Source organism: Coxiella endosymbiont of Ornithodoros amblus (assembly GCF_019425495.1).
Taxonomy (GTDB): domain Bacteria; phylum Pseudomonadota; class Gammaproteobacteria; order Coxiellales; family Coxiellaceae; genus Coxiella.
The window spans coordinates 25785-46275 of the sequence record NZ_VFIV01000099.1 but is presented as its reverse complement, the minus strand read 5'-3'; the positions used below and the strand labels follow the sequence as shown (position 1 = coordinate 46275).

Below are 20491 nucleotides of genomic sequence, written 5' to 3'. Positions count from 1 at the left end.
TTACTAGAAAATATTCTATCAAATTATTAAGGTAAATTTAATTTTTTATAATGTAGGGATTATATACTAAATTGAATAACTAAATCTTAATTTTTCAAAAACATGAGGAAAATAAAGTGCCTGAGAAAACAGACATCTTAATACTATACTTGAAACTTTGTTTATATAGATGATAATTATCAACTTTAGGAAGAGTTAGGCTCATTAATTAAAAAAAGCAGATGAGCAGATGATGAAATAAATAAATTTAAAAAATTAAAAGAACTGTCCTCAGCAGAAATTTTAAACCCAGATTATGAAAAAGAAATTCTTAAGTTTGTAGAAAAAATAAACACAAAAGAGCCGACGTTGGAGTCAGTTAAATTAGCGATTCAGGAGTTTTTTATTTAATAATAATATCCTCTCTTATTTCGAAATTCTATTTTTATCAACTTAGATCATTCAAAGTCAATTAGAAAATTTTGAAGTGCTTATTAAGCTGAAAAACCGGCTTCTGATAAATAATTTAGTAAAACTTTTGGAAGTGTCGGTCGTAAAGAATTCGGAACTTTAAACCATAGCATCAGTATTTCTAAATCAGTATCTGCCTGCTACCTCTTCAGCTACTTTTTCTACAATTACGATGATTTATTTGAAGTTAAAGGGAATAAAAGTTGAAGAAATTAGAAGGTCGATTAAAGAGAATGAAATTGATTATATTGACAGTGCTTTCAAGGAGCATCAAGAAAAAATTTCAAGTGGATTAGAAAATAAGTTAATCCCGCAATGGAAATACGAGAAATCGAAGACACAGACTGTTTAGATGGATCTTCTGATGAATTTTTCGATGCGAGCGACAAAGAAACACTTAATGCCAGTGAGTCCGTGAAAACAGTCTCTTTTCTCTATTCTATTAGTTAAATGGCTGAAAATATTACTCGTGCTACCAATCAACAAATTTGTTTAATAATTGTAAAAATAATGCTGTCCCCAAGGAAGAAAATAATCAAGCTTTCTTTTTAAAGCCTACCAAGCAAAGCTTACCAATTAAAAATGAACCTTTCAGAAATTCGACTTGGATTCGTTACATTGTAAAAATTTAGATTGTATAAAAGACGTTCGAATTCTCGAATCAAATGGAAAATGCGCAATCAATCTTTTCTTTTCTGAAACAGAAATTCTGCCAATGTAAAATCAAGGGCATTGTAAAACAGAAATTCCAAGTAACCCGTATGAAGCGAAGCGAAATACGGGTTACTCACCCAGATCAGCGCCTTGCTGATGCTGTGGGGGTTCTGAAGGTACTTGTGATGGTCTAATGGAGAATCTGGAATTGACCGCCTCAATGCACTTCTCACTTGCAAGAGAGTCCATAAAGGATTATCTGAATTCACAATCTTTAAAACCACTAGAATTGCTTTATATTGTTCCGAATAAGAATGTTCAAACGATTTTAATTAAAAGTGCTAAACTTTTCTCGCCTTCTTGCGTGATCTTCCATACATAAAAATAGAGTGATAAAAGCACACGTGATCATCCCCTCTACGATTAAAATTTGGCTTTGCATTTTTATTTCACTTTGAATGTCAGCAGTAATGACTCCAGCCCTCCAGAATCATACTAAAAAAAAGTCATAAAACTACTAAAAAATTAACCTTTTTTGTCGACTTAATTATTTTAATCTCTATCATTCCTTGCAAAGGTGTTCTTGCCTCCTGCATTATTTTTGTTTTCTATTCTTTTTTGATTCTTTGGCTGTCTTTATAAAAGTCCAAAGAATATAAATCTATGATTAACTGGGGCCGCATATTGCGGCTAATAATTGTAAATTTTACTTTGTATTTTAAATAAATAAATGGAACTACTCCTTCTCCAAAGGCGTCCGTTGGTATGTATTCGAAATTTTTTATACAATCAGAGTTTTTAGGAAAATTAGCTTCAGACTAAAAACACCAGCGGTGAATTTCATAATAGGCAGGAAAATCTTTAGCGAGATCCTTCTGCTATGGCAAATTTAAGCTGTTAATAAAGTAAGGTGAATCCGCTGCGTTTCGAGGAAAAATTTCCTTATCTTCATTGACTAATCTGCAAAACGACTGAAGTAGGTCAATTCTTCCTCATCAAGTGTTTTTGTTTCATCCATTGTATCTCCCCTGCGATTAGCTGGAGTAGGAGCAGCATCGATATTTTATAGAGTAATGATTACTGGTATCTTTATTCTCTTTTTTATACTCGTTTAAAAGATTTTCTGTTAATTTGCCTCGCATAAATACGGCATTCAAAAGATAAAAATTCTGGCACCTAAAAATTTTATTGCGCATAGAATAGCTAACACAGGAGCAGATAGATTGGAAATATCGAAGAAGGGACGCTCGTTAGTTTCAAGTTGCTAACGTCCGCGTTCTCCAATTTTATTCGAATATATAGATAGGGTCACCCATTAAAATGGGAGGTTTTCTATTATATTTCTATCTTTTAAAATTGATCAGTTCAACTACTTTACAGATACCTTTTAACTTATTAATTTAAAAGTGGAAATCTGGTGCCCGGGGCCGGACTCGAACCGGCACGGGCTATCGCCCGAGGGATTTTAAGTCCCTTGCGTCTACCAATTCCGCCACCCAGGCTCAGAATGAGTGTGGCAATAAATAAATCTGGTATTTATAATACAGATTACAGGCTGAGGCCGGACTCGAACCGGCGTACGCGGCTTTGCAGGCCGCTGCATGACCACTCTGCCACCCAGCCATCAAGTTTACATATCAACATACCAGGGCACGCTGCCCATGTTAGCTTACTCTTAATCTCGACTCAACTACTATTGTTCTGGCAAACTGATGGGGTACTTGACAATACTTGGCAATATTGAAACTCTTTGATAAGAGTCGCCCGATTGAAAGGAGTTAAAGCGGTTAGAGCGATACATGAATAGTGTTTTTTTTATCATACAAAAATCTTCAAATAATCTATTTAGCTTACCGTTGTTTAATTTAGGATAGTTCTCCTTAAGCATATTTGATAATTAAATTAAATTAACTGAATTATCTAATTCTTTTTTAATGTCTCAGCCGCTATTATTTTTTGTTTTTTTTAATGTAACCCGCGTTAAAAAATTTAACTATATTAGGATGGATCTGAGTTTCTTTTTCTTTTCTCAATATTTTTAAATATGACTCAAATAAGACTAATGTAACGTAATTTATCGGTGTTTTTTAAAAAAATTTTGAAAAATGATTTAATAGCGATTGTCGATTGTTAAATATAATAATGTCCACCAACTAGATTGAAAATTATAGAAAGTTTAAATTCTGATAAGAGTCAGTAAATGAAAATTTCATTAATAAGTAAAAATATGTTTTTATTGGTCGGTAGCCAATTATTTTTATTTTTTTGAAAGCGATGAGCGTATAGTTAAAAAATATTTTTTAACTAATTAATTGTCAGAATCCTCCTTAATGGATAGTACGGACATTAATGCTAAGGTGAGACTGTCAAAATAATCAAAAAAGAAATAGTATTCTTTTGTGGCCAGATCTTGTAGATAGCTATAATAGTTAGATATAGAATTTATATTCATAGCTATCAATAATTTCGGTATTTAAATTAAGGTAGTGCTGAGTTTCCAGTCTAGTAGCTCATGTATTTGAATTAATTAATTAATTAGTATGTGAATTTTTTAATTAAGAGCTGATTTTTTTGAATTCTAAATAATAGACCGGAAACTGAGAATGAATTTCATGTAATTTTTTATTAAAATTGCATATTTGTTTTTTATAAAAGAAAAGAAATATGTTTGTTAGCCATTTTAAGTAAATTATTATCTGAAATAAAAGATCACTCTGTAGCATAAACACAATCTGGCAAATTGCGTAGTGGACGGTCTTTTTTATTAGAAAAGCTCTCTTTGATTAATTTTTGGAAAAAATCATAATAAATAAAAGACCAGTTTATATCACGGATTCAACTATTCTAATCAATCTCAAAATATTTTTGACCAATGTTATCGTTAGAAGCTGAGTCCGATGTAGAGCGTCATAGTTGAATATTTCCACTCAATATCTCTAGAATAAAAATAAATAATATTCGCACAAGTAATGAGCCGGTAATGCTAACGATTAACGCCACTATAGAAAATTGTCTACCCATTAAGAAGATATATCAAGTTCGATACTCAATAACGTGCACGCCGCTGGATCCGCATCCTAAAAAATCAGTAGCATATTTATTCAAAACTTTAATGATAGAATATTTATTTTGATTGGAAGAAAGCAAAGCTTAAAGGAATTTTTATAGGTTTTTCAAATTGATTCAAGAACAAACAGCGCTGCGCGTGGTAGAGCATAGAATTTTTATAGTATTTTTCGTTACCTTTTGTAATACTTCAATGAGATCAAAATCAATATTAAGCGGCGGCAGCCAATAGATCGTATTCCCGATTGGGCGTAGTAATACCCCTTGTTTTATAGCCTCTTGATACACTTCATATCCTAAACGGGGGCGACCTGCTTTCGGAATTAAATCAGCAGCAACAATAGCGCCAATACCCCTTACATTTTCTAATTGGCCTGTTTCTTGTGCAACTTGAGTCATCTTTTTTAACATGAACTTGCCTAATTTATGAGCTCGTGCACATATTTTTTCTTCAGAAAAAACTTTTAATGTAGCTAGTGCCACAGCGGCGGCTAATGTATTTCCAGAATAAGTATGGGAATGCAAAAAAGCTTTTCCTGTTTGATAATCGTCATAGAAAAGCTGATAGATTTCGTCTGAGGTTAGCACAGCGCTGAAAGGCAAGAAACCAGAGGTTAACCCTTTTGAAAGACAGATAAAATCGGGAATAATTCCAGCATGTTCGCACGCGAGCATTTTTCCCGTGCGGCCTATGCCTGTCATAATTTCATCGGCAATAAAATAAATGTGATTATTTTTAGCCCACTGAAACAATCGTGCTAGAAAATCCTGACTATAAATTTTCATGCCGCCGGCACCTTGGATAATCGGTTCTACCAAAATAGCGGTTGCTGTTTCTGCGTGGGGTTTGAGAAAACGTTCAATCTCCTCCCAGTGTACTGAACAGTCGTTCCATTCTTGGGCTTGCGTATTCAGCACATAAGGAATTGATTCGATAAAATAAGGTTTAAATAGCATCGTTGAATAAGGCGCTCGATAAAGTCCAATGTCACTGACACTTAAAGCACCGACAGTTTCACCATGATAGCTATTTTTTAAAGCAATAAATTTCTTTCGCTTTTTATGGCCTTGAATGATTCTTGAATGTAAACTCATTTTCATTGCAATTTCGACTGCACAAGAGCCATCGCCTGCGTAAAATACTTTATTTAAACCAGGTAAAAGAGTGGCCAATTGTTGCGAGAGCGCTACAATAATTTCGTTAGTGGTATTAGCAAAAATAATATGTTCAAACTTTTCTAATTGCTGTTTTAAAGTTTCTTTTAATTTAGGGTGGTTATGGCCTAATGATTTACACCACCAACTGGAGATCGCATCAATTATCTTTTGGCCATTACTGAGTTCAATATAGCTACCATAGGCTTTTTTAATAATAAGTGGCTTAAATTGCTCGTAGTCTTTCATTTGGGAGCAGGGGTGCCAAACATGTTGACTGTCTAACCGCTGTATATCGTTTTCTAACATTTGGTTAACCTTTTTGAATTTTTAAGTTGACTCATTGAAAAGAGTAACATAAACTTTTTTTAGTGCAAATTGGGTGATTATTTCTATGATTGATGGTTAAAAAGCAACCAATTATTACTATAACTGGTAAAGATTAAAAAACTTAAAGCCCGTTATCCCCGTTCAGGCGGGGATAACGGGGTCAAACTTTGATCACAAGACCTAAAATTGAAATGGCTGTGATTGATGAGAAATGATGTGAGCTCAATTGCTGTGGTTAATCAAGCAGAATTGTTTTTGTATTTTATTAATTTTGGGAGAAGGAGAAGTGAAGGGAAGTAATTGGAATCAAGCATCCGTTGCTAAATTATTTGAATTACCTTTTTTTGAATTGCTTTACAAAGCTTATGAAACACACCGATCGCGTTTTGATGTGCGGGATATGGAACTGTGTACGCTTTCCAGTATTAAAACAGGAACGTGCCCTGAAAATTGCGCTTATTGTCCTCAAAGCGGTCATTATAAAACTGATGTTGAAAGGGAAAAATTAATTAAACTTGAAGCTGTTTTAGAGCAAGCTAAAGTAGCAAAGGAAAATGGCGCCCGGCGTTTTTGTATGGGGGCTGCGTGGCGAAGTCCACCGAAGCGCGAATTATCTAAAGTGTTTGAAATGATCAAATCGGTCAAAGCACTGGGGTTGGAAACATGCGTAACCTTGGGAATGTTAGATCAGGAGCAAGCGCTCCAATTAAAAGAAGCTGGTCTCGATTTTTATAATCATAATCTAGACACTTCGCCTAAATTTTATAAAAAAATCATTACCACACGCACGTATCAAGATCGGATTGAAACGCTGAAAAACGTCAGAAATGCAGGCATTAATGTTTGCTGTGGCGGAATTTTAGGAATGGGTGAATCTCGAGAAGATCGGATTCAACTGTTATTAGAACTTTATCAATTGCCAGAGCCACCAAATAGTATACCAATCAATCAATTAATTCCAATTAAAGGAACTCCATTGGAAAATACAAAAGCGATTGATCCTTTTGAGTTTATAAAAACGATAGCGACCACTCGTCTTCTTTTTCCTACTTCGGTAATACGATTATCCGCTGGGCGTGAAGCAATGAGCGATGAGTTGCAAGCTTGGTGTTTTATGGCTGGGGCGAATTCCATTTTTTATGGTGATAAGCTATTGACTTCTAAAAACCCCTGTCAAAATCGCGATGTCAATTTGTTAAAAAAGTTAGGATTAAAAGTACCCATTTTAACTGAAGAACATGCTTGCTACTGATATTAAAAATAAGATTCAATGCTATGCCCAATCTGCTCTTTTACGTAAGCGAATTGTCGTTGCAGAACGTAAAGAAGCGTGGGTCAATATAAATGGCAGAGATTGTATCAATTTCTGTAGCAACGATTATTTAGGATTAGCGAATCATCCAGGTGTGAAGGCGGCTTTTATTCGCGGCGTTCAACAATATGGGGCGGGTAGCGGTTCTTCAGCTTTGATTTCAGGTTATTTTAAGCCCCAAAAAATGCTAGAAGAAAAATTTGCTGCATTTTTGAATCGAGATTGCGCTATATTTTTTAATTCAGGATATTTAGCAAATTTAGGGGTGATAACTTCATTGGCTGATCGAAAGCAAATTATTCTTTCTGATAAATTGTGCCATGCCTCGTTATTGGATGCGATACAACTTTCAAGAGCAAAACATTATCGTTATCCACATCAAAATTTCGAGCGACTTAAATTTTTAATATCTTTCAAAAAAGCTCATTTTTTAGTGACGGAAGGTATTTTTAGTATGGAAGGCGATATCACACCGTTGCCTTCAATAATTGATTTGATTTCAGGCCAGGATATTTTGCTTATTGTTGATGATGCTCATGGGATTGGTGTTTTAGGTAAAAATGGTGGTGGAATTTCTGAATATTGGAATTTGACTCAAACGGAGCTCCCTTGTTTAATAACTCCTTTGGGAAAAGCGTTTGGTTGTGCTGGTGCTCTTGTTTCGGGTCGTAGTGACCTTGTTGAGGCGGTATTGCAATTTTCACGAAGCTATCGTAATACTACTGCTTTACCGCCAGCGCTAGCATTAGCGGTTTCGGAATCGCTTGAAATTATTCAAAAAGAGACTTGGCGTCGTGAGAAGCTCACCGCACTTTCTCAAACGTTTATCCAGTATTCTAAAAAGAATGGTCTAAAATTAATATCGGATGGCCCGACGCCAATTAAATGCTTACAAATTTGTGATAATCAAAAAACGCAAATTATTCAAGAGAAACTGATTGATTTTGGTTTTTTTGTCTCCTGCATACGACCGCCGACCGTACCTGCGGGTAGTGCGAGAATTCGGATTTCTCTTAGTTTTTTTCATACAGAAACTGAAATCATGCAACTGCTTGATCGACTAGCTTCGTTGTTATGTTAAGGGAACCGATTGTTTTTATTTCTGGTTGGGGGGTTCATGCTTCTTTATTAAAAGAAAATACATATCTTGAAAGAAAAATTACTTTAATTGATTTACCCTGGTTGACAGAATTGACGCTTGAATCTGTGGTAAATTGTTTATTGTCTCAAATTCCCGATGAATCAATTATTTTAGGGTGGTCATTGGGTGGATTAATCGGAATTAAATTAGCTTCCCAATTTCCGGGAAAAGTAAAAAAACTTGCTTTAATTTCAAGTTCACCACGCTTTGTCGCTGACGCTAATTGGCCTGGAATTGATAAAAAGTATGCCGATCGATTTCTTATTTTAGCTAAAAAAAATTTTAATAATTTGTTTAATTGTTTTTTATTTTTGGTTAATTATCCAAATAAAAACTCAGCTTTTAGAAATCAATTAATCAGAAATGCCGTTGATTTTAAAAGAGATAAAAATTGTTTGAGAAATTATCTTTCAATTTTATTTGAAATAGATCTTCGTGCAGAATATAGCCGTCTTAAAATTCCTTTATTCCATCTATTCGGAGAAAAGGATGCAATTTATAAAGTGGATTCAAAAGCGCTTTCCAGTTTAAATAAACAATCTAAAATTTATTCACTCCCTAAAGCAGGACATCTTCCTTTTCTGACTCATGCTCGGGAGTTTTATGATCGACTAATGCGGTTCGTTAATGATGATTAATTCGTTAAAAAAGCGTATTCAGCGTTCGTTCAATAAAGCGTTTGACACTTACGATGATTATGCTTTGATTCAACAAAAAATTTGCAAGCAATTACTGACACTATTGAAAGAGATGCGTATTCAAACAAAAATTATTGCAGATTTTGCTTGTGGAACGGGTATCAGTACTAAAGCTGTTGCCAATTCTTTTCCTTATAAAAATCTTTATGCAATTGACTTTTGTGAGAAGCTTTTGATGCAAGCTAAAAGTAAGTTAAAAGAATCTAACGTTGAGTTTATATTAGCAGATTTTGAAAATAATGTGTTCTTTTACAATTCATTAGATCTTATCTTTTGTAATATGGGGTTTCAATGGGCTTTGGATCTAAAACAGACTTTTTTTATATTATTTTCGCAGTTAAAGGCGCTTGGTGTGCTTGCTTTTTCAGTCCCATTGATAGGGACTTTCTGTGAATTAAGGAATGACTGTCGAAATCCCTTTTTAACCGTGCAATCAATTGTTCACTTATTAAAGGATGTAGGTTTTGAACTGCTTGCTACCGATGAAAAAATTTTTACTGATTCATTTGAATCGATATTAGATGCTATTCGATCAATTAAATCCATTGGTGCGAACTGTTTGCTTTACCCAAAAAGAAAAAAAGGTTTGTCACCGATGCCAATAGAAAAGTATAATACCAATACGAAACTCACTTATCACATTGGATTTTTTATTGCGAAAAAGATAATACAATGAAGTTCTTTATTACAGGAACCGATACAGGGGTAGGAAAAACATACGTTAGTACTTTGTTGCTACATCAATTTAATAACAAGAGTTTTTCAACTTTTGGTATCAAGCCTATTGCTTCAGGTTGCTGTAGGATCAACAATAAGCTTTACAATGATGATGCACTTGCGTTGCAAAAAGCTGCATCCATTAAAACGACTTACGAGCACGTTAATCTGATTTCGTTAGAATCCCCCGTCGCGCCACATATCGCCGCGAAATTAAATAATCATATTTTATCAAAAAACAATCTAGCAAGAATTATTAATCAAATTTTTAACCTCCCCGCCGATGTGTTTATTGTGGAGGGGGTAGGTGGATGGTTTGTTCCATTAAATGAAGAGGAATTCCTATCAGACCTAGTAAAATTACTTAAAATACCTGTCGTTTTAGTTATTGGCATTAAATTAGGTTGTTTAAATCATGCTTTTTTAACGGTGAAGGCCATGCTGTGGGAAAAAATACCATTGGTTGGCTGGGTCGCTAATTGCATCGAGCCGGATGTCCTTGCTATGGCTGAAAATATTCAAACATTAAGAAAGAGAATAAAAGCTCCTTGCTTAGGAGTGATTCCTTATGGTGGTTCTGCTACTGGAAAACTTTTTATTCAGCCGTTGTTGAATTATTTTAGTAAAGTCGTGTCACCAGAAGAGAATATTCGTTGAGAACCATCTGAGAGTTGGACGGTTAAATAACCCCTTGAGTTAATTCCTAAGCTTTTGCCTTGGAGCTCTTGGCGGCCGGATTTTAATTGAATTTGCCTAGTAATTAAATAGTCTTTGGTTTTCCATGAGGGTAAAAATTCGTTAAAACCTTTATTTTCAAAACAATCAATGCAGCTAACCAATTCACTAATTAATGCAGCACAAAGCTGATTTCGATCTTGGTCGGTGGCAGTTAAATTTTTAATGGAAGTCCAGGGTTGATCGATTTTATCCTGTTTTTTTTCCATGTTTACATTAAGACCAATTCCAATAATTGCTGAATAAAAGCCATGTTTTTCCGCTTCAATTTCAATTAGAATACCGGCTAATTTTTTATCCTCACAAATTATATCGTTTGGCCATTTAACGAAAACGGGTTTTGTCAATGGGCAGCTTTTTTCAATGGCATTACAAACGGCTAACCCGCAAACTAGACTTAAAGCGGTGAGCTCGCTGACATCTTTATTGAATGGATATTTTAAGGATAAATAAATATTTTTCCCAAAAGGCGAGTGCCAGGCGCGTTGGAAACGGCCTTTACCTTGAGTTTGCATTTCAGTCAAACAAATGTTTAGTTGTTGAGGGCGTTTCACCCCTTTTAAATATTCGTTGGTAGAATTAATTTGCTCGAATAAATCAATCCGAACCGGTTCTGCTTGAACTCCATTTTTAATTTTTTTTGGGTCGAGTAACAGCAAGGGCTGCTTTAAACAATACCCCTTGCTTTTATCGGTGGTGATGGGAATCTCATATTTTTTAAGTTTTTGAACGGTTTTCCACACCGCCGTTCGGCTGATATTCAGTGCCTGGCCGATGGTGGTTCCGGGATGGAAGTGCCTGTCATTGAGAAGCCCTACGATTTGAGCGAGATGATTTTGAAAATTTTTCATGGTTTGGAAACCAGATCTTTGTAAAATAACCCCTATTTCGCTTCGCTTTATACGGGTTACTTCTATTTTTCTACAGCGCTAAATGGTACACTATAAAGCGTTTTTTTAGTATAGTTGACCCCTTATGATAAGATCTTTGGCTCTGTATGTGGGTTTGCGTTATACGCGAGCAAAATGCCGTAACCACTTTATTTCCTTCATATCTCTGGTATCGATATTGGGGATCGCGTTGGGGGTGGCCGTGTTAATTACGGTCTTGTCGGTGATGAATGGCTTTGATTATCAGATTCGAACGCATTTCTTTGCCCTTGCGCCCCAAGTAACGGTCATGACAGGACAAAATATCGAAAAAATCTGGCCTGAATTACAGAAAACCATCGCTTCCAATTCCGAGATAGTCGCATCAGCCCCGTTTGTCACGGGGATGGCTTCACTAAGTAACAAAGGAATCGTTAGTGGAGCTACTGTCTTGGGCGTGCTGCCCTCGCAAGAGAAAAAAGTATCCCAACTTGAGGAGAAATTAGTGGGGGGAAGGTTAAGCAGTTTGAATTCCGGGAGCTATAACATCATTCTCGGACGCAAACTGGCGGATCAATTGGGGCTTTCCATTGGTGATAAAGTTAGTCTGTTCACCCCGCAAACAACGACAACCCCTCTGGGGATTTTCCCTCAATTTCGCCGTTTCACTATTAGCGGCATTTTCAGTACTAAAAGCGGTTTTGACTTTGATGTCGGGATTGCTTATATCAATATGCAAGATGGTTTTAGGTTGTTTTCGAAAGGTACAAGTGGGCTACATGTTAAAATAAAAAATCTTTATCAGGCACAATCGGTCACTCAGCAGTTGAAAAAACTACTGCCCGGAGAGTTTCTCGTAACGAATTGGACAGAACAATTTGGTTCTTTTTTTAGAGCTATTGCCATGGAAAAAACGATTATGTTTGTCATTTTATTATTGATTGTCGGCGTGGCTATTTTTAATTTGGTATCTACGTTGGTGATGGTCGTTAATGCCAAGCGTGCAGATATAGCAATTTTACGCACGTTGGGCGCTACTCCTCGTACGATTATGTCTATATTTGTTATCCAAGGCGCTGTTGTGGGAATTATTGGGACGCTGATTGGGATTATTGCCGGCGTTATTTTGGCGTTAAATGCAACTGCGATTGTCAATGGTATTCAACAAATTTTTCATGTGCAGTTTTTAAAGAGTTCGATTTACTTTGTGAACTTTCTACCATCGCGTTTACAATGGGTTGATGTTCTCAATGTTTCCTTTATTACATTCACCTTAAGTTTGATTGCAACAATTTATCCGGCGTTTATCGCTTTTCGAACCGAGCCGGCGGAGGCATTGAGATATGAATAGTGAGCCAGTCATTCATTGCGAAAAATTAAGTAAAACCTATGTCGAAGCAAAATTGCGTGTGCCGGTATTGCATGAAGTTGAATTTTCCGTAGCTCCAGGCGAACGTATTGCTATCATCGGCGCCTCTGGTGCTGGCAAATCGACTTTTTTACAATTATTGGGTGGGTTGGATAAGCCTTCCAGTGGAAAAATATGGGTGAATGGAAAAGATATCAATCAACTATCTGAACGAGAAAAAGGGTTATTACGTAATCAACATTTGGGGTTTGTTTATCAATTCCATTATTTGTTGCCAGAATTTAACGCATTAGAAAATGTATGTATACCCTTATTAGTGCGCAGCGGGATCAAACCTAAACAGGCAAGACAAAAAGCATCGGCCTACCTTGAAAAGGTTGGCTTAAGTCATCGCAAAAAACATCGTGTTGGTGAGTTATCTGGTGGAGAAAAGCAGCGCATCGCTTTAGCGCGTGCTTTAGTAACTGAGCCATCTTGTGTTTTGGCAGATGAGCCAACCGGTAACCTCGATCAAAAAACAGCAGAACAGGTAGCTGATTTAACCTTACAATTAAATCGTTCGTTAAATATTAGTTTTATTATTGTGACGCATAATCGTGAATTTTCTGACAAGATGGACCATGTATTTCTATTAGACCAGGGACGACTTCAGTCAGAGTCAGAGAGAAATCATTGAGGCAAATACGTCGTTATTTCATTGACCGGCATGAAAGGCGGCGAACGCATTCATCAGGGGGTGATGTTTAACTATAGTGAAAAGAAAAAGAAATCAACCGGAATTTAAATATTTTGCAGGAAGAAGGAAGGCAGAAGGAATTCAGCAAACGGTTTATGATTTCAATGCAGATTTAATTTTATTTAACCATGAATTATCTCTCTCCCAAGAGCGTAATTTGGAAAATTATTTCAATACTGCGTTTTAGATCGAATAGGATTAATTATCGATATTTTTGCTCAACGTGCGCATACTTTTGAAGGTAAATTACAAGTCGAACTGGCTCAATTAAAACACCTCAGCACTCGACTGGTACGAGGGTGGGGCCACTTAGAGCGACAACGGGGTAGGATTGGTTTATGTGGGCCGAGGAAAACCAAGTTAGAAGCAAACCCACGTTAATCGAGAAAACCACGAGTGAATTATGATGAAAAAGGAAAATTCCGTCGGGTGTGGTGGCTATCGGCCTTGACTGGAGAAGGAATCAATTTGTTGAATTAAGCAATTGTCGAATTATTGACGGACGCCATTCTGGCTTGTTACGTGACACTCGAAGCAAAAAAAGTAAATTACGTTCGACGTTATGTAAAATGGGTGTCATTAAAACCGAAAAAATTGATCCTGAAGGTCACTGCAATTGGTGCTTGAATTCAATGAAAAGATTATCAACGTCTCTTTGAATATCATGCTCGACTTTTGGTTTGCCGTGAAGATAGCCAAAAGACGCGCGCAACGCCCTTCAAGCTCCCGCGCTCGAGCCGCGGGCTAACAAGACTTTAAGGTCTTTATTTAAGTGAAGAAGGAGTAGTAAATGAACGTCGTTATTTTAGGAACACAATGGGGTGATGAAGGTAAAGGCAAAATTGTTGATATGCTGACTGCAGATGTGGCTGCAGTCGTGCGTTTTCAAGGGGGACACAATGCAGGTCATACGTTAATTATCGATGGTAAAAAAACTATATTGCGTTTAATTCCTTCTGGGATTTTGAGAGAAGGCGTTTTATGTTTGATTGGTAATGGGGTTGTTTTGTCTCCCCCTGCGTTAATGGAAGAAATTGAAGAGCTAAACGCAAAAGGAATACCTGTGACAGAGCGGCTGAGAATTAGCTCGGCTTGTAATTTATTATTGCCTTATCATGTGGCGCTGGATAAAGCGCGTGAAGCTGAGTTAGGCAGCAAAGCGATTGGCACGACGGGTCGAGGTATTGGTCCTGCTTATGAAGATAAAGTAGCGCGACGAGGCATTCGCGCGATGGATTTATTGCATCCCGGTCAGTTATTGGAAAAAATTAAAAAAGCTATGACTTATCATAATGTTCAATTAGAACATTATTATCATCAAACGCCACTGGATTATCAGAGTATTTATAATCAATTAATGGAATTTCGTGAAAAAATAAAACCGATGATCGGTGATGTTTCAGCACTTTTGGGTAATCTGCGAAGGCAAAATAAACATATTATTTTTGAAGGGGCGCAGGGTTCCTTGTTAGATATTGATTTGGGTACGTACCCTTATGTGACTTCTTCAAATACCACTGCAGGCAGTGCCGCGACAGGTAGCGGCTTTGGGCCATTGTATTTCGATCGTGTGCTGGGTATTACGAAGGCTTATGTCACTCGTGTTGGCGCAGGGCCATTTCCTACCGAATTAACCAATGAGGAAGGGAAAGAAATGGCGAAGCGTGGTAATGAATTCGGTTCAGTAACAGGTCGTCCCCGCCGGTGCGGATGGTTCGACGTAATTAGCATGCGTCGAACGATTCAAATAAATAGTTTAACGGGCATTGTATTAACTAAACTTGACGTATTAGATGAATTTGCTAAGATCTACTTATGCACGGCCTATCGTTGTGATGGAAAGGTAGTGAATGAACCGTTTTTCGATCAATCGTTATTAGAATCGTGCGAACCTGTATATGAAGAAATGTCGGGTTGGAAAACAGCTACTTACGGCCTAACCTATTACAGAAAAATGCCAAAAGAAGCGCGCAATTATATTTCACGACTCGAAGAACTCTTGGAAGTCCCGATCACCATTATTTCCACTGGCCCTGATCGTAAGCATACAATCATTCGCCAGGCGGTTTTTCACAAAGTCATTACTGCAAAAGAATAGATAGGGGTTCCCGTATTCCGCTTCGCTTTATACGGGCTACTTGGCGATAGCGATTTTCGCTAATGGTCTGGCGAACAGCCAATGAGAAATAAAAAAGCCAACAAAATAATTAGAAAACGTTTTATCAAATTTCCTCTTTAATTAAATGGTTACCATTAGATACACATAATGATCGACAAGCAGCGCAGTAAATAGAAACATCAAATACCAAATACTGTATTGGAATGTCCGTATAGGTATTTCCTTGCGCTCGCTAGTCAACAAAAGAATAGCCAAATAAACAAAGCCTAAATTTAATAGACAGACGCTTAAAAAATAAATCCATCCAGATGTCATGATCACAAAAGGTAAAAAACTAATCGCTGTTAATAATAGCGTATAGAGTAGGATATTAATTTTGGTATAAGTGATCCCATGCGTATTTGGCAACATGGGAATATTGACTTTAGCGTAATCATCAATCTGGTGAATAGCCAGCGCCCAAAAATGGGGGGGTGTCCACAGAAAAATGATAAGTAATAAAATTAAAGCAGGTGGATCGATGTGACCAGTTACGGCTACCCATCCTAAAAGTGGCGGCGCGGCGCCTGCTAAACCGCCGATGACGATATTTTGCGGAGTGGCATGTTTTAAATAAAGTGTATAAAAGCCAGCGTAACCGATCAAGGTAATAAAAGTGAGTAAGGCGGTCAGTAGATTTACAAAACCGATTAAAATAATCATCGATAAAATACAAAGGATGGCTGCGAAAATAGCGGCGTTTTTTCGGTTGATTTTCCCTTGCACAATGGGGCGCCGATAAGTTCGTCGCATTAATTTATCGAGGTGATGTTCGAGCAAGTGGTTAATTGCTGCGGCAGAAGAAGCGGCAAGCACAATTCCTAAGTTACCAAATAAAAAAACGCGCCACGATACAATGCCTGGGCTGGCTAAACACATCCCGACAATGGCCGTTAATAACATTAATAAAACAATGCGGGGTTTGCAGAGCTGAAAATAATCCCACCAGGTTGCGCTTGTCTGTGTTGTCGATACGATTTCAGTTCGCGTTCTCATTTCTTCACCTGAGTGACGTTGTTATGTTTTTGGTAAAGTATCATGGTTGCTGGAAACACCATAATGACAAGTATGATAAAAGGAATAACGGTCCAGAAAATTTCAACGCTGATACGTTCATGAAAATTGGCAGGAACGGCACGTCTAGATTTGCGAAATTTATAGAGAATAGAGATCATTGCTCCAAAGGTAAGAATACTCACAGCGATGAAAATATAAAAAATAATCATGTGTAATTCGAATATGCCGCGAGACAGCGATAACATAGTGTCTATCTCCACTGTACGTCGTCATCCCGTAGTAAGTCAGCGGAAAGTATTCACTTCTAGATTCCTACCTTTATTTAGTGGGATGACATATTTTTGAATTCAGAATTAGGTATTTTCTGCGGTGTCATTAAAACATATCTGAGTAATTTTACAAGGCGAAAAAACGTAAAACCTGTCGGCCCCCCACGCGCAGGCGCGGGGACCCAGCGCACGGCGCGTGGGGGCCCCGTGCGCAGCCGCCTTGAAGGCGCGCTAGATTCCCCCTGCGTGAATGACAAAGCCTAAATTGAAATGGCTGTAACTGGTAGAAAATGGTATGCCATTCGGGGAGAGGGCTAGGAAAAGGGGGTTATTCTTAGACCTTTCCTTGCCTACGCAGCTTCTCAAGCCGCTTATCAATGCGCCCTCGCTTGAGCGCCGATAATCGATCAAGAAAAATAATACCATTCAAATGATCCAATTCATGCTGGATGCACTTTGCCATAAACCCAGTCGTTTCAAATTCCAGCGGCTGGCCATGACGATCCCGCGCCCGCACCTTAATTTTCGCCGCCCGGGTGACCTTTTCAAACGTCCCCCCACCGACAGACATACACCCTTCTTGCTCCGTATGCTCCCCACTGCGTTCAATAATCTCAGCGTTCACCAAGCACAAAGGCTGATCCCTATTGGGAGAAAAGTCTATGACTGTAATGTGCTTTGGATTTTCCATATCCAACTGGGTAGCCGCCAACGCGGCGCAATTAGTCGCTTTATAATGCGTTTCAAACATCTCATCGATCATTTTCTGTAAGGCATCGTCAAATTTTTCAACGCGTTGCGCAGTGGCTTTTAAGCGGGGATCAGGGTATTGTAAGATCTTGAACATGTAATGTGCTTAAAATTGGAATCTTAATCTGCCGAGGAGAGGACTCGAACCTCCACGGGCTTCCCCCACAAGTACCTGAAACTTGCGTGTCTACCAATTCCACCACCTCGGCATGGCGTAGAAACTCTAGCCTTGGGGGTTAGAAATGTCAAATTCCACCCTACTACTAATTAGCTTTTTTAAGATTAAAGAGCTAAACTTTAGCATACAGTTACAGTATTGAAGTTTTTATGTGTTATCACTTTGCCTCAGCACTCATTGAAAAAACTTTCGCGTCTACTTTCCCGCCGAACATTGACTTATCACAGTTAGGGTAGGCTCTTGAAGACTGGTTTGGCCTGCTTAATCCAGATATGCGGACCTGGAACGGAGGAGTGTTTTGATAAGCATATTGGTAAAAGTTCTACTTTTGCTTAATTTAATAAAGAACGTTTAATCCATAAATTAAAAATTATTTACCGCCGTTTAAACAGTCATCCTTTGTCCTCTGATGGTCACGTTAGTGAGTAAACTTACAGAGGACATTGAGTAATGCACGTTAAGTTTTAATAGTTGAATAAGTGATAGTATGAGGTCTTTCACGGACCCTTCTTTTTCCCCCTGAGTTAATAACTATTGTGAGGGAAGAACTTGTAAAAGAAGTGTCCCTGATGAAATTGTCTAATCTTTATATTTGTAAGAGGTTAAGCAGAAATTTTTAGATGTCTTTTTCGATGTGCTTGTAGCCGGTAGAATTTAAGTTTTGATAATGAGCTTATTACTTTTACTTATTAATTATGTATTTTTATGTATTTTTTCAACCTGTATTGAATGAAATTTTATTTGGATTATAAGAAAGGAATGAAATTCTCTTTAAATACTTTGAAACGGACAATTTAGCGTTATTACCTTCAGAATGCCAGAGAGAGGAAGCTCAAAATTAATTCGATCTATATTTAATAAACTCGCTAATTTATACCGTAACGTTGATAATATTCAATTAATAGATTCAGTGGTATTTAAAAACGCTATTACGGTATCTTTCTATCCACTCTTTCAAAGGAGGTTCGAATCCTCCTTGGCTTTCTTTTATAGTAGATATATTATTTAGAGAGGTATAGGTATATAAAAAGAATGGAATCCAACGAAATGCAAGATGTCATTTACTCAACGCCTTTTTCTTAATTTAGGAACTATTTCATAAAAGAAAAATAGCAGCTGCTAACCGGCTGAAAGGGGTTAAAAAACGAGAGTTGACGAGTGTTGAATTTTTAAAAGCAATATCAAAAGATTATTCTGTACTGAAGAACGGAAAGCTGGCTAAAATTTTCGATGCTTGTTGCTTTTTAGTCGTTGGACGAAGAAAAACCTTTATCTGGAAAGTCAATCTAACGACCAATCAATTTCCATTCTCCCCATCTCGTGCAATAATTGGTTCGCTTTTGAAAAATGTCGACAACCGAGGAAACCGCGGGCGGCGGAAAGTGGTGAAGGATGGGGGGCTTTTAATATTCGGTGATGCATGTTATTGATCAATTGAGATTTTTTTTTGGCACAGGACCCCCAGAGCAAAAATACAATACCCTCGGGGTGATCATTTAAACTTTCGATCACTTTGTCAGTAAAACGGTGCCACCCAATGTTAGCGTTGGATTGGGGTTTGCCAGCTTCGACGGTCAAAGCGGCGTTAAGCAGCAACACGCCTTGTTTGGCCCATTTTTCTAGGAAACCGTGGGACGGGATTGTAACATCCAGGTCTTCGTGCAGTTCTTTAAAAATATTTTGTAACGAAGGCGGGGCTGGGACGCCTGGACGAACGGAAAAAGCTAATCCGTGAGCCTGGTTTGGGGCGTGGTAGGGGTCTTGACCCAAAATAACGACTTTAACTGCTTCATAAGGGGTTAATTTCAACGCATTAAAAATATCTTTTTGCGGCGGGTAAATAATTTTTCCTGCTTTACGTTTTTTTTTGAGGAAATCAAGGATCTCTTGAAAATAGGGTTCTTGTTTTTCTTCGCCCAGAACCGTCTGCCAAGTTTTTGTTTTAGCTATTGTTGTCATTGATCACTCTTTCATTGTGATAATTTCTCCAAAGCCTAACTTTTTAAGCTCGTCATGTAAATAATTCGATTCATTTGTATTGGATAAAGGTCCAATTTGGACGCGATAGAGAGGTAATCGGTTGTAAATACTTCTTAGAACAAAAATGGGTTTTTTAATGTAAGCACGCAGTTCTCTTTTTAAATTTTCAGCGTGTGTGCGTTCGCGAAAAGCACCGAGTTGTATGAATAAGTGCGATCGTAACCTCGCTTTTGCAAACGTTACTGATTTTTTGGGCGAATATGGATGAGTAAAATCAATGGCTTTAACTTCAACGAGGGCCGTTCCTCGATTAACATAGCCGAGTTTCTTAGCAGCGGTGTAGGACAAATCTAAAATACGGTGCGGGACAAAAGGACCACGATCGTTGATTTTTACGACCACCGATCGGCCATTCCTTAGATTAGTAACGCGCACGAAACAGGGAATGGGTAAAACCGGACTTGCGCCAGTCATCGCTAGCATATTGTAAGGTTCACGGGTGGACATTAATTGACCATCGAATTTAGTGCCGTACCAAGAAGCAATGCCGCGTCGTTGGTATCCATGGGCTGTTTTTAAAACGTGATAATGTTTGCCGTTGACGGTATAAGACAAGGGGTTTCCATATTTACTTCGCGGTAAAGGTCGGGGTTTTGGATTGGAAATTTTATCGACATTCACATAAAAGTGCGGCGGTCCATCTTTGATATGAGAAGCACATCCTGATAAAAAAATAATTAATGCGGCAGATAATAGAATTTTTTTCATGATAGGATCCATTTTTTATTTATTAATATTTTTTAGGGTCTGTTTACAATTCGCTAAGCTGAGCCAGAATTCATGGACTGCACCGCAGCGTGCATAGAAGTACGTGAGCAGCGAAAACAGGAAATCGATGAATTATGGC

Annotated in this window: 15 protein-coding genes, 3 tRNA genes and 3 pseudogenes; 10 read left to right on the top strand and 11 right to left on the bottom strand. The window is 37.6% G+C overall.

The features are described 5' to 3' along the window. Nucleotides 1–228: 228 nt before the first annotated feature. Nucleotides 229–1082: pseudogene (locus FIV31_RS07810) on the top strand (Dot/Icm T4SS effector protein CbEPF1); the annotation flags it as partial. A 1437-nt stretch (nucleotides 1083–2519) separates the two neighbouring features. Here FIV31_RS07810 and FIV31_RS07805 read toward each other — a convergent pair. From FIV31_RS07805 to bioA, 4 genes and pseudogenes are all read right to left on the bottom strand, one after another. Continuing rightward, a tRNA-Leu gene (locus tag FIV31_RS07805) sits at nucleotides 2520–2606 on the bottom strand. Between the two features lie 50 nt (nucleotides 2607–2656). Next, nucleotides 2657–2727 (bottom strand) — tRNA-Cys (locus tag FIV31_RS07800). Between the two features lie 1287 nt (nucleotides 2728–4014). Next, nucleotides 4015–4209, bottom strand: a pseudogene (locus FIV31_RS08750) (hypothetical protein); the annotation flags it as partial. Nucleotides 4210–4287: 78 nt separating this feature from the next. After that, on the bottom strand, nucleotides 4288–5634 hold the full coding sequence (gene bioA, locus FIV31_RS07790; RefSeq protein WP_280124372.1) for an adenosylmethionine--8-amino-7-oxononanoate transaminase: 1347 nt from the start codon (nucleotides 5632–5634) through the stop codon (nucleotides 4288–4290). Between the two features lie 307 nt (nucleotides 5635–5941). Between bioA and bioB the strand changes: the two genes are divergently transcribed. Genes bioB through bioD form a run of 5 tightly spaced genes read left to right on the top strand, consistent with a single transcriptional unit; the run spans nucleotide 5942 to nucleotide 10180 of the window. Continuing rightward, nucleotides 5942–6907, top strand: coding sequence for a biotin synthase BioB (bioB, locus tag FIV31_RS07785; protein ID WP_280124379.1), 966 nt, complete (start codon nucleotides 5942–5944; stop codon nucleotides 6905–6907). Further along, complete coding sequence (locus FIV31_RS07780) at nucleotides 6894–8048, top strand: aminotransferase class I/II-fold pyridoxal phosphate-dependent enzyme (RefSeq protein ID WP_280124371.1); 1155 nt, start codon at nucleotides 6894–6896, stop codon at nucleotides 8046–8048. Before bioB ends, FIV31_RS07780 begins: the two co-directional genes overlap by 14 nt. Next, nucleotides 8042–8746 (top strand): alpha/beta fold hydrolase, encoded by a 705-nt coding sequence (locus FIV31_RS07775; protein WP_280124370.1) that lies wholly within the window; start codon nucleotides 8042–8044, stop codon nucleotides 8744–8746. Before FIV31_RS07780 ends, FIV31_RS07775 begins: the two co-directional genes overlap by 7 nt. Next, entirely contained in the window at nucleotides 8736–9482 is a 747-nt protein-coding gene (gene bioC / locus FIV31_RS07770) for a malonyl-ACP O-methyltransferase BioC (protein ID WP_280124369.1), read from the top strand. Before FIV31_RS07775 ends, bioC begins: the two co-directional genes overlap by 11 nt. Continuing rightward, nucleotides 9479–10180 carry a dethiobiotin synthase gene (gene bioD, locus FIV31_RS07765; RefSeq protein ID WP_280124368.1) on the top strand — a complete coding sequence of 234 codons (702 nt, stop codon included), beginning with the start codon at nucleotides 9479–9481 and terminating at the stop codon, nucleotides 10178–10180. Before bioC ends, bioD begins: the two co-directional genes overlap by 4 nt. Here the strand turns inward: bioD and FIV31_RS07760 are convergent. Then, nucleotides 10138–11109: a biotin--[acetyl-CoA-carboxylase] ligase gene (locus tag FIV31_RS07760; RefSeq protein ID WP_280124367.1), complete on the bottom strand. Its 972-nt coding sequence runs from the start codon at nucleotides 11107–11109 to the stop codon at nucleotides 10138–10140. The genes bioD and FIV31_RS07760 overlap by 43 nt on opposite strands. A 124-nt stretch (nucleotides 11110–11233) precedes the next feature. Here FIV31_RS07760 and FIV31_RS07755 point away from each other — a divergent pair, with 124 nt between their 5' ends. From FIV31_RS07755 to FIV31_RS07740, 4 genes and pseudogenes are all read left to right on the top strand, one after another. Then, on the top strand, nucleotides 11234–12478 hold the full coding sequence (locus tag FIV31_RS07755; RefSeq protein WP_280124366.1) for a lipoprotein-releasing ABC transporter permease subunit: 1245 nt from the start codon (nucleotides 11234–11236) through the stop codon (nucleotides 12476–12478). After that, nucleotides 12471–13172, top strand: coding sequence for an ABC transporter ATP-binding protein (locus tag FIV31_RS07750; protein WP_280124365.1), 702 nt, complete (start codon nucleotides 12471–12473; stop codon nucleotides 13170–13172). Before FIV31_RS07755 ends, FIV31_RS07750 begins: the two co-directional genes overlap by 8 nt. Before the next feature lie 97 nt (nucleotides 13173–13269). Next, a pseudogene (locus FIV31_RS07745) lies at nucleotides 13270–13610 on the top strand (HflX-like GTP-binding protein); the annotation flags it as partial. 412 nt (nucleotides 13611–14022) lie between these two features. After that, entirely contained in the window at nucleotides 14023–15330 is a 1308-nt protein-coding gene (locus FIV31_RS07740) for an adenylosuccinate synthase (RefSeq protein WP_280124364.1), read from the top strand. Nucleotides 15331–15471: 141 nt separating this feature from the next. Here FIV31_RS07740 and cyoE read toward each other — a convergent pair whose 3' ends face one another. From cyoE to FIV31_RS07705, 6 genes are all read right to left on the bottom strand, one after another. Continuing rightward, on the bottom strand, nucleotides 15472–16386 hold the full coding sequence (gene cyoE / locus FIV31_RS07730; RefSeq protein ID WP_280124363.1) for a heme o synthase: 915 nt from the start codon (nucleotides 16384–16386) through the stop codon (nucleotides 15472–15474). After that, on the bottom strand, nucleotides 16383–16652 hold the full coding sequence (locus tag FIV31_RS07725) for a cytochrome c oxidase subunit II transmembrane domain-containing protein (protein ID WP_280124362.1): 270 nt from the start codon (nucleotides 16650–16652) through the stop codon (nucleotides 16383–16385). Before FIV31_RS07725 ends, cyoE begins: the two co-directional genes overlap by 4 nt. 358 nt (nucleotides 16653–17010) lie before the next feature. After that, nucleotides 17011–17523, bottom strand: a complete 513-nt coding sequence (def, locus tag FIV31_RS07720) for a peptide deformylase (protein ID WP_280124361.1) — start codon at nucleotides 17521–17523, stop codon at nucleotides 17011–17013. Between the two features lie 29 nt (nucleotides 17524–17552). Next, nucleotides 17553–17635 (bottom strand) — tRNA-Leu (locus FIV31_RS07715). A gap of 1250 nt (nucleotides 17636–18885) precedes the next feature. After that, a complete protein-coding gene (gene ung, locus FIV31_RS07710) occupies nucleotides 18886–19563 on the bottom strand; it encodes a uracil-DNA glycosylase (RefSeq protein WP_280124360.1) in 678 nt (225 codons plus the stop codon). A 3-nt stretch (nucleotides 19564–19566) separates the two neighbouring features. Beyond that, nucleotides 19567–20364: a septal ring lytic transglycosylase RlpA family protein gene (locus tag FIV31_RS07705; RefSeq protein ID WP_280124359.1), complete on the bottom strand. Its 798-nt coding sequence runs from the start codon at nucleotides 20362–20364 to the stop codon at nucleotides 19567–19569. Between the last annotated feature and the right edge of the window lie 127 nt (nucleotides 20365–20491).

Bases quoted from the DNA above. Each gene is read 5' to 3' on its own strand.
- bioA (WP_280124372.1), bottom strand. From the start codon at position 5,634: ATGTTAGAAAACGATATACAGCGGTTAGACAGTCAACATGTTTGGCAC.
- FIV31_RS07780 (WP_280124371.1), top strand. From the start codon at position 6,894: ATGCTTGCTACTGATATTAAAAATAAGATTCAATGCTATGCCCAATCT.
- FIV31_RS07775 (WP_280124370.1), top strand. From the start codon at position 8,042: ATGTTAAGGGAACCGATTGTTTTTATTTCTGGTTGGGGGGTTCATGCT.
- bioC (WP_280124369.1), top strand. From the start codon at position 8,736: ATGATGATTAATTCGTTAAAAAAGCGTATTCAGCGTTCGTTCAATAAA.
- bioD (WP_280124368.1), top strand. From the start codon at position 9,479: ATGAAGTTCTTTATTACAGGAACCGATACAGGGGTAGGAAAAACATAC.
- FIV31_RS07760 (WP_280124367.1), bottom strand. From the start codon at position 11,109: ATGAAAAATTTTCAAAATCATCTCGCTCAAATCGTAGGGCTTCTCAAT.
- FIV31_RS07755 (WP_280124366.1), top strand. From the start codon at position 11,234: ATGATAAGATCTTTGGCTCTGTATGTGGGTTTGCGTTATACGCGAGCA.
- FIV31_RS07750 (WP_280124365.1), top strand. From the start codon at position 12,471: ATGAATAGTGAGCCAGTCATTCATTGCGAAAAATTAAGTAAAACCTAT.
- FIV31_RS07740 (WP_280124364.1), top strand. From the start codon at position 14,023: ATGAACGTCGTTATTTTAGGAACACAATGGGGTGATGAAGGTAAAGGC.
- cyoE (WP_280124363.1), bottom strand. From the start codon at position 16,386: ATGAGAACGCGAACTGAAATCGTATCGACAACACAGACAAGCGCAACC.
- FIV31_RS07725 (WP_280124362.1), bottom strand. From the start codon at position 16,652: ATGTTATCGCTGTCTCGCGGCATATTCGAATTACACATGATTATTTTT.
- def (WP_280124361.1), bottom strand. From the start codon at position 17,523: ATGTTCAAGATCTTACAATACCCTGATCCCCGCTTAAAAGCCACTGCG.
- ung (WP_280124360.1), bottom strand. From the start codon at position 19,563: ATGACAACAATAGCTAAAACAAAAACTTGGCAGACGGTTCTGGGCGAA.
- FIV31_RS07705 (WP_280124359.1), bottom strand. From the start codon at position 20,364: ATGGATCCTATCATGAAAAAAATTCTATTATCTGCCGCATTAATTATT.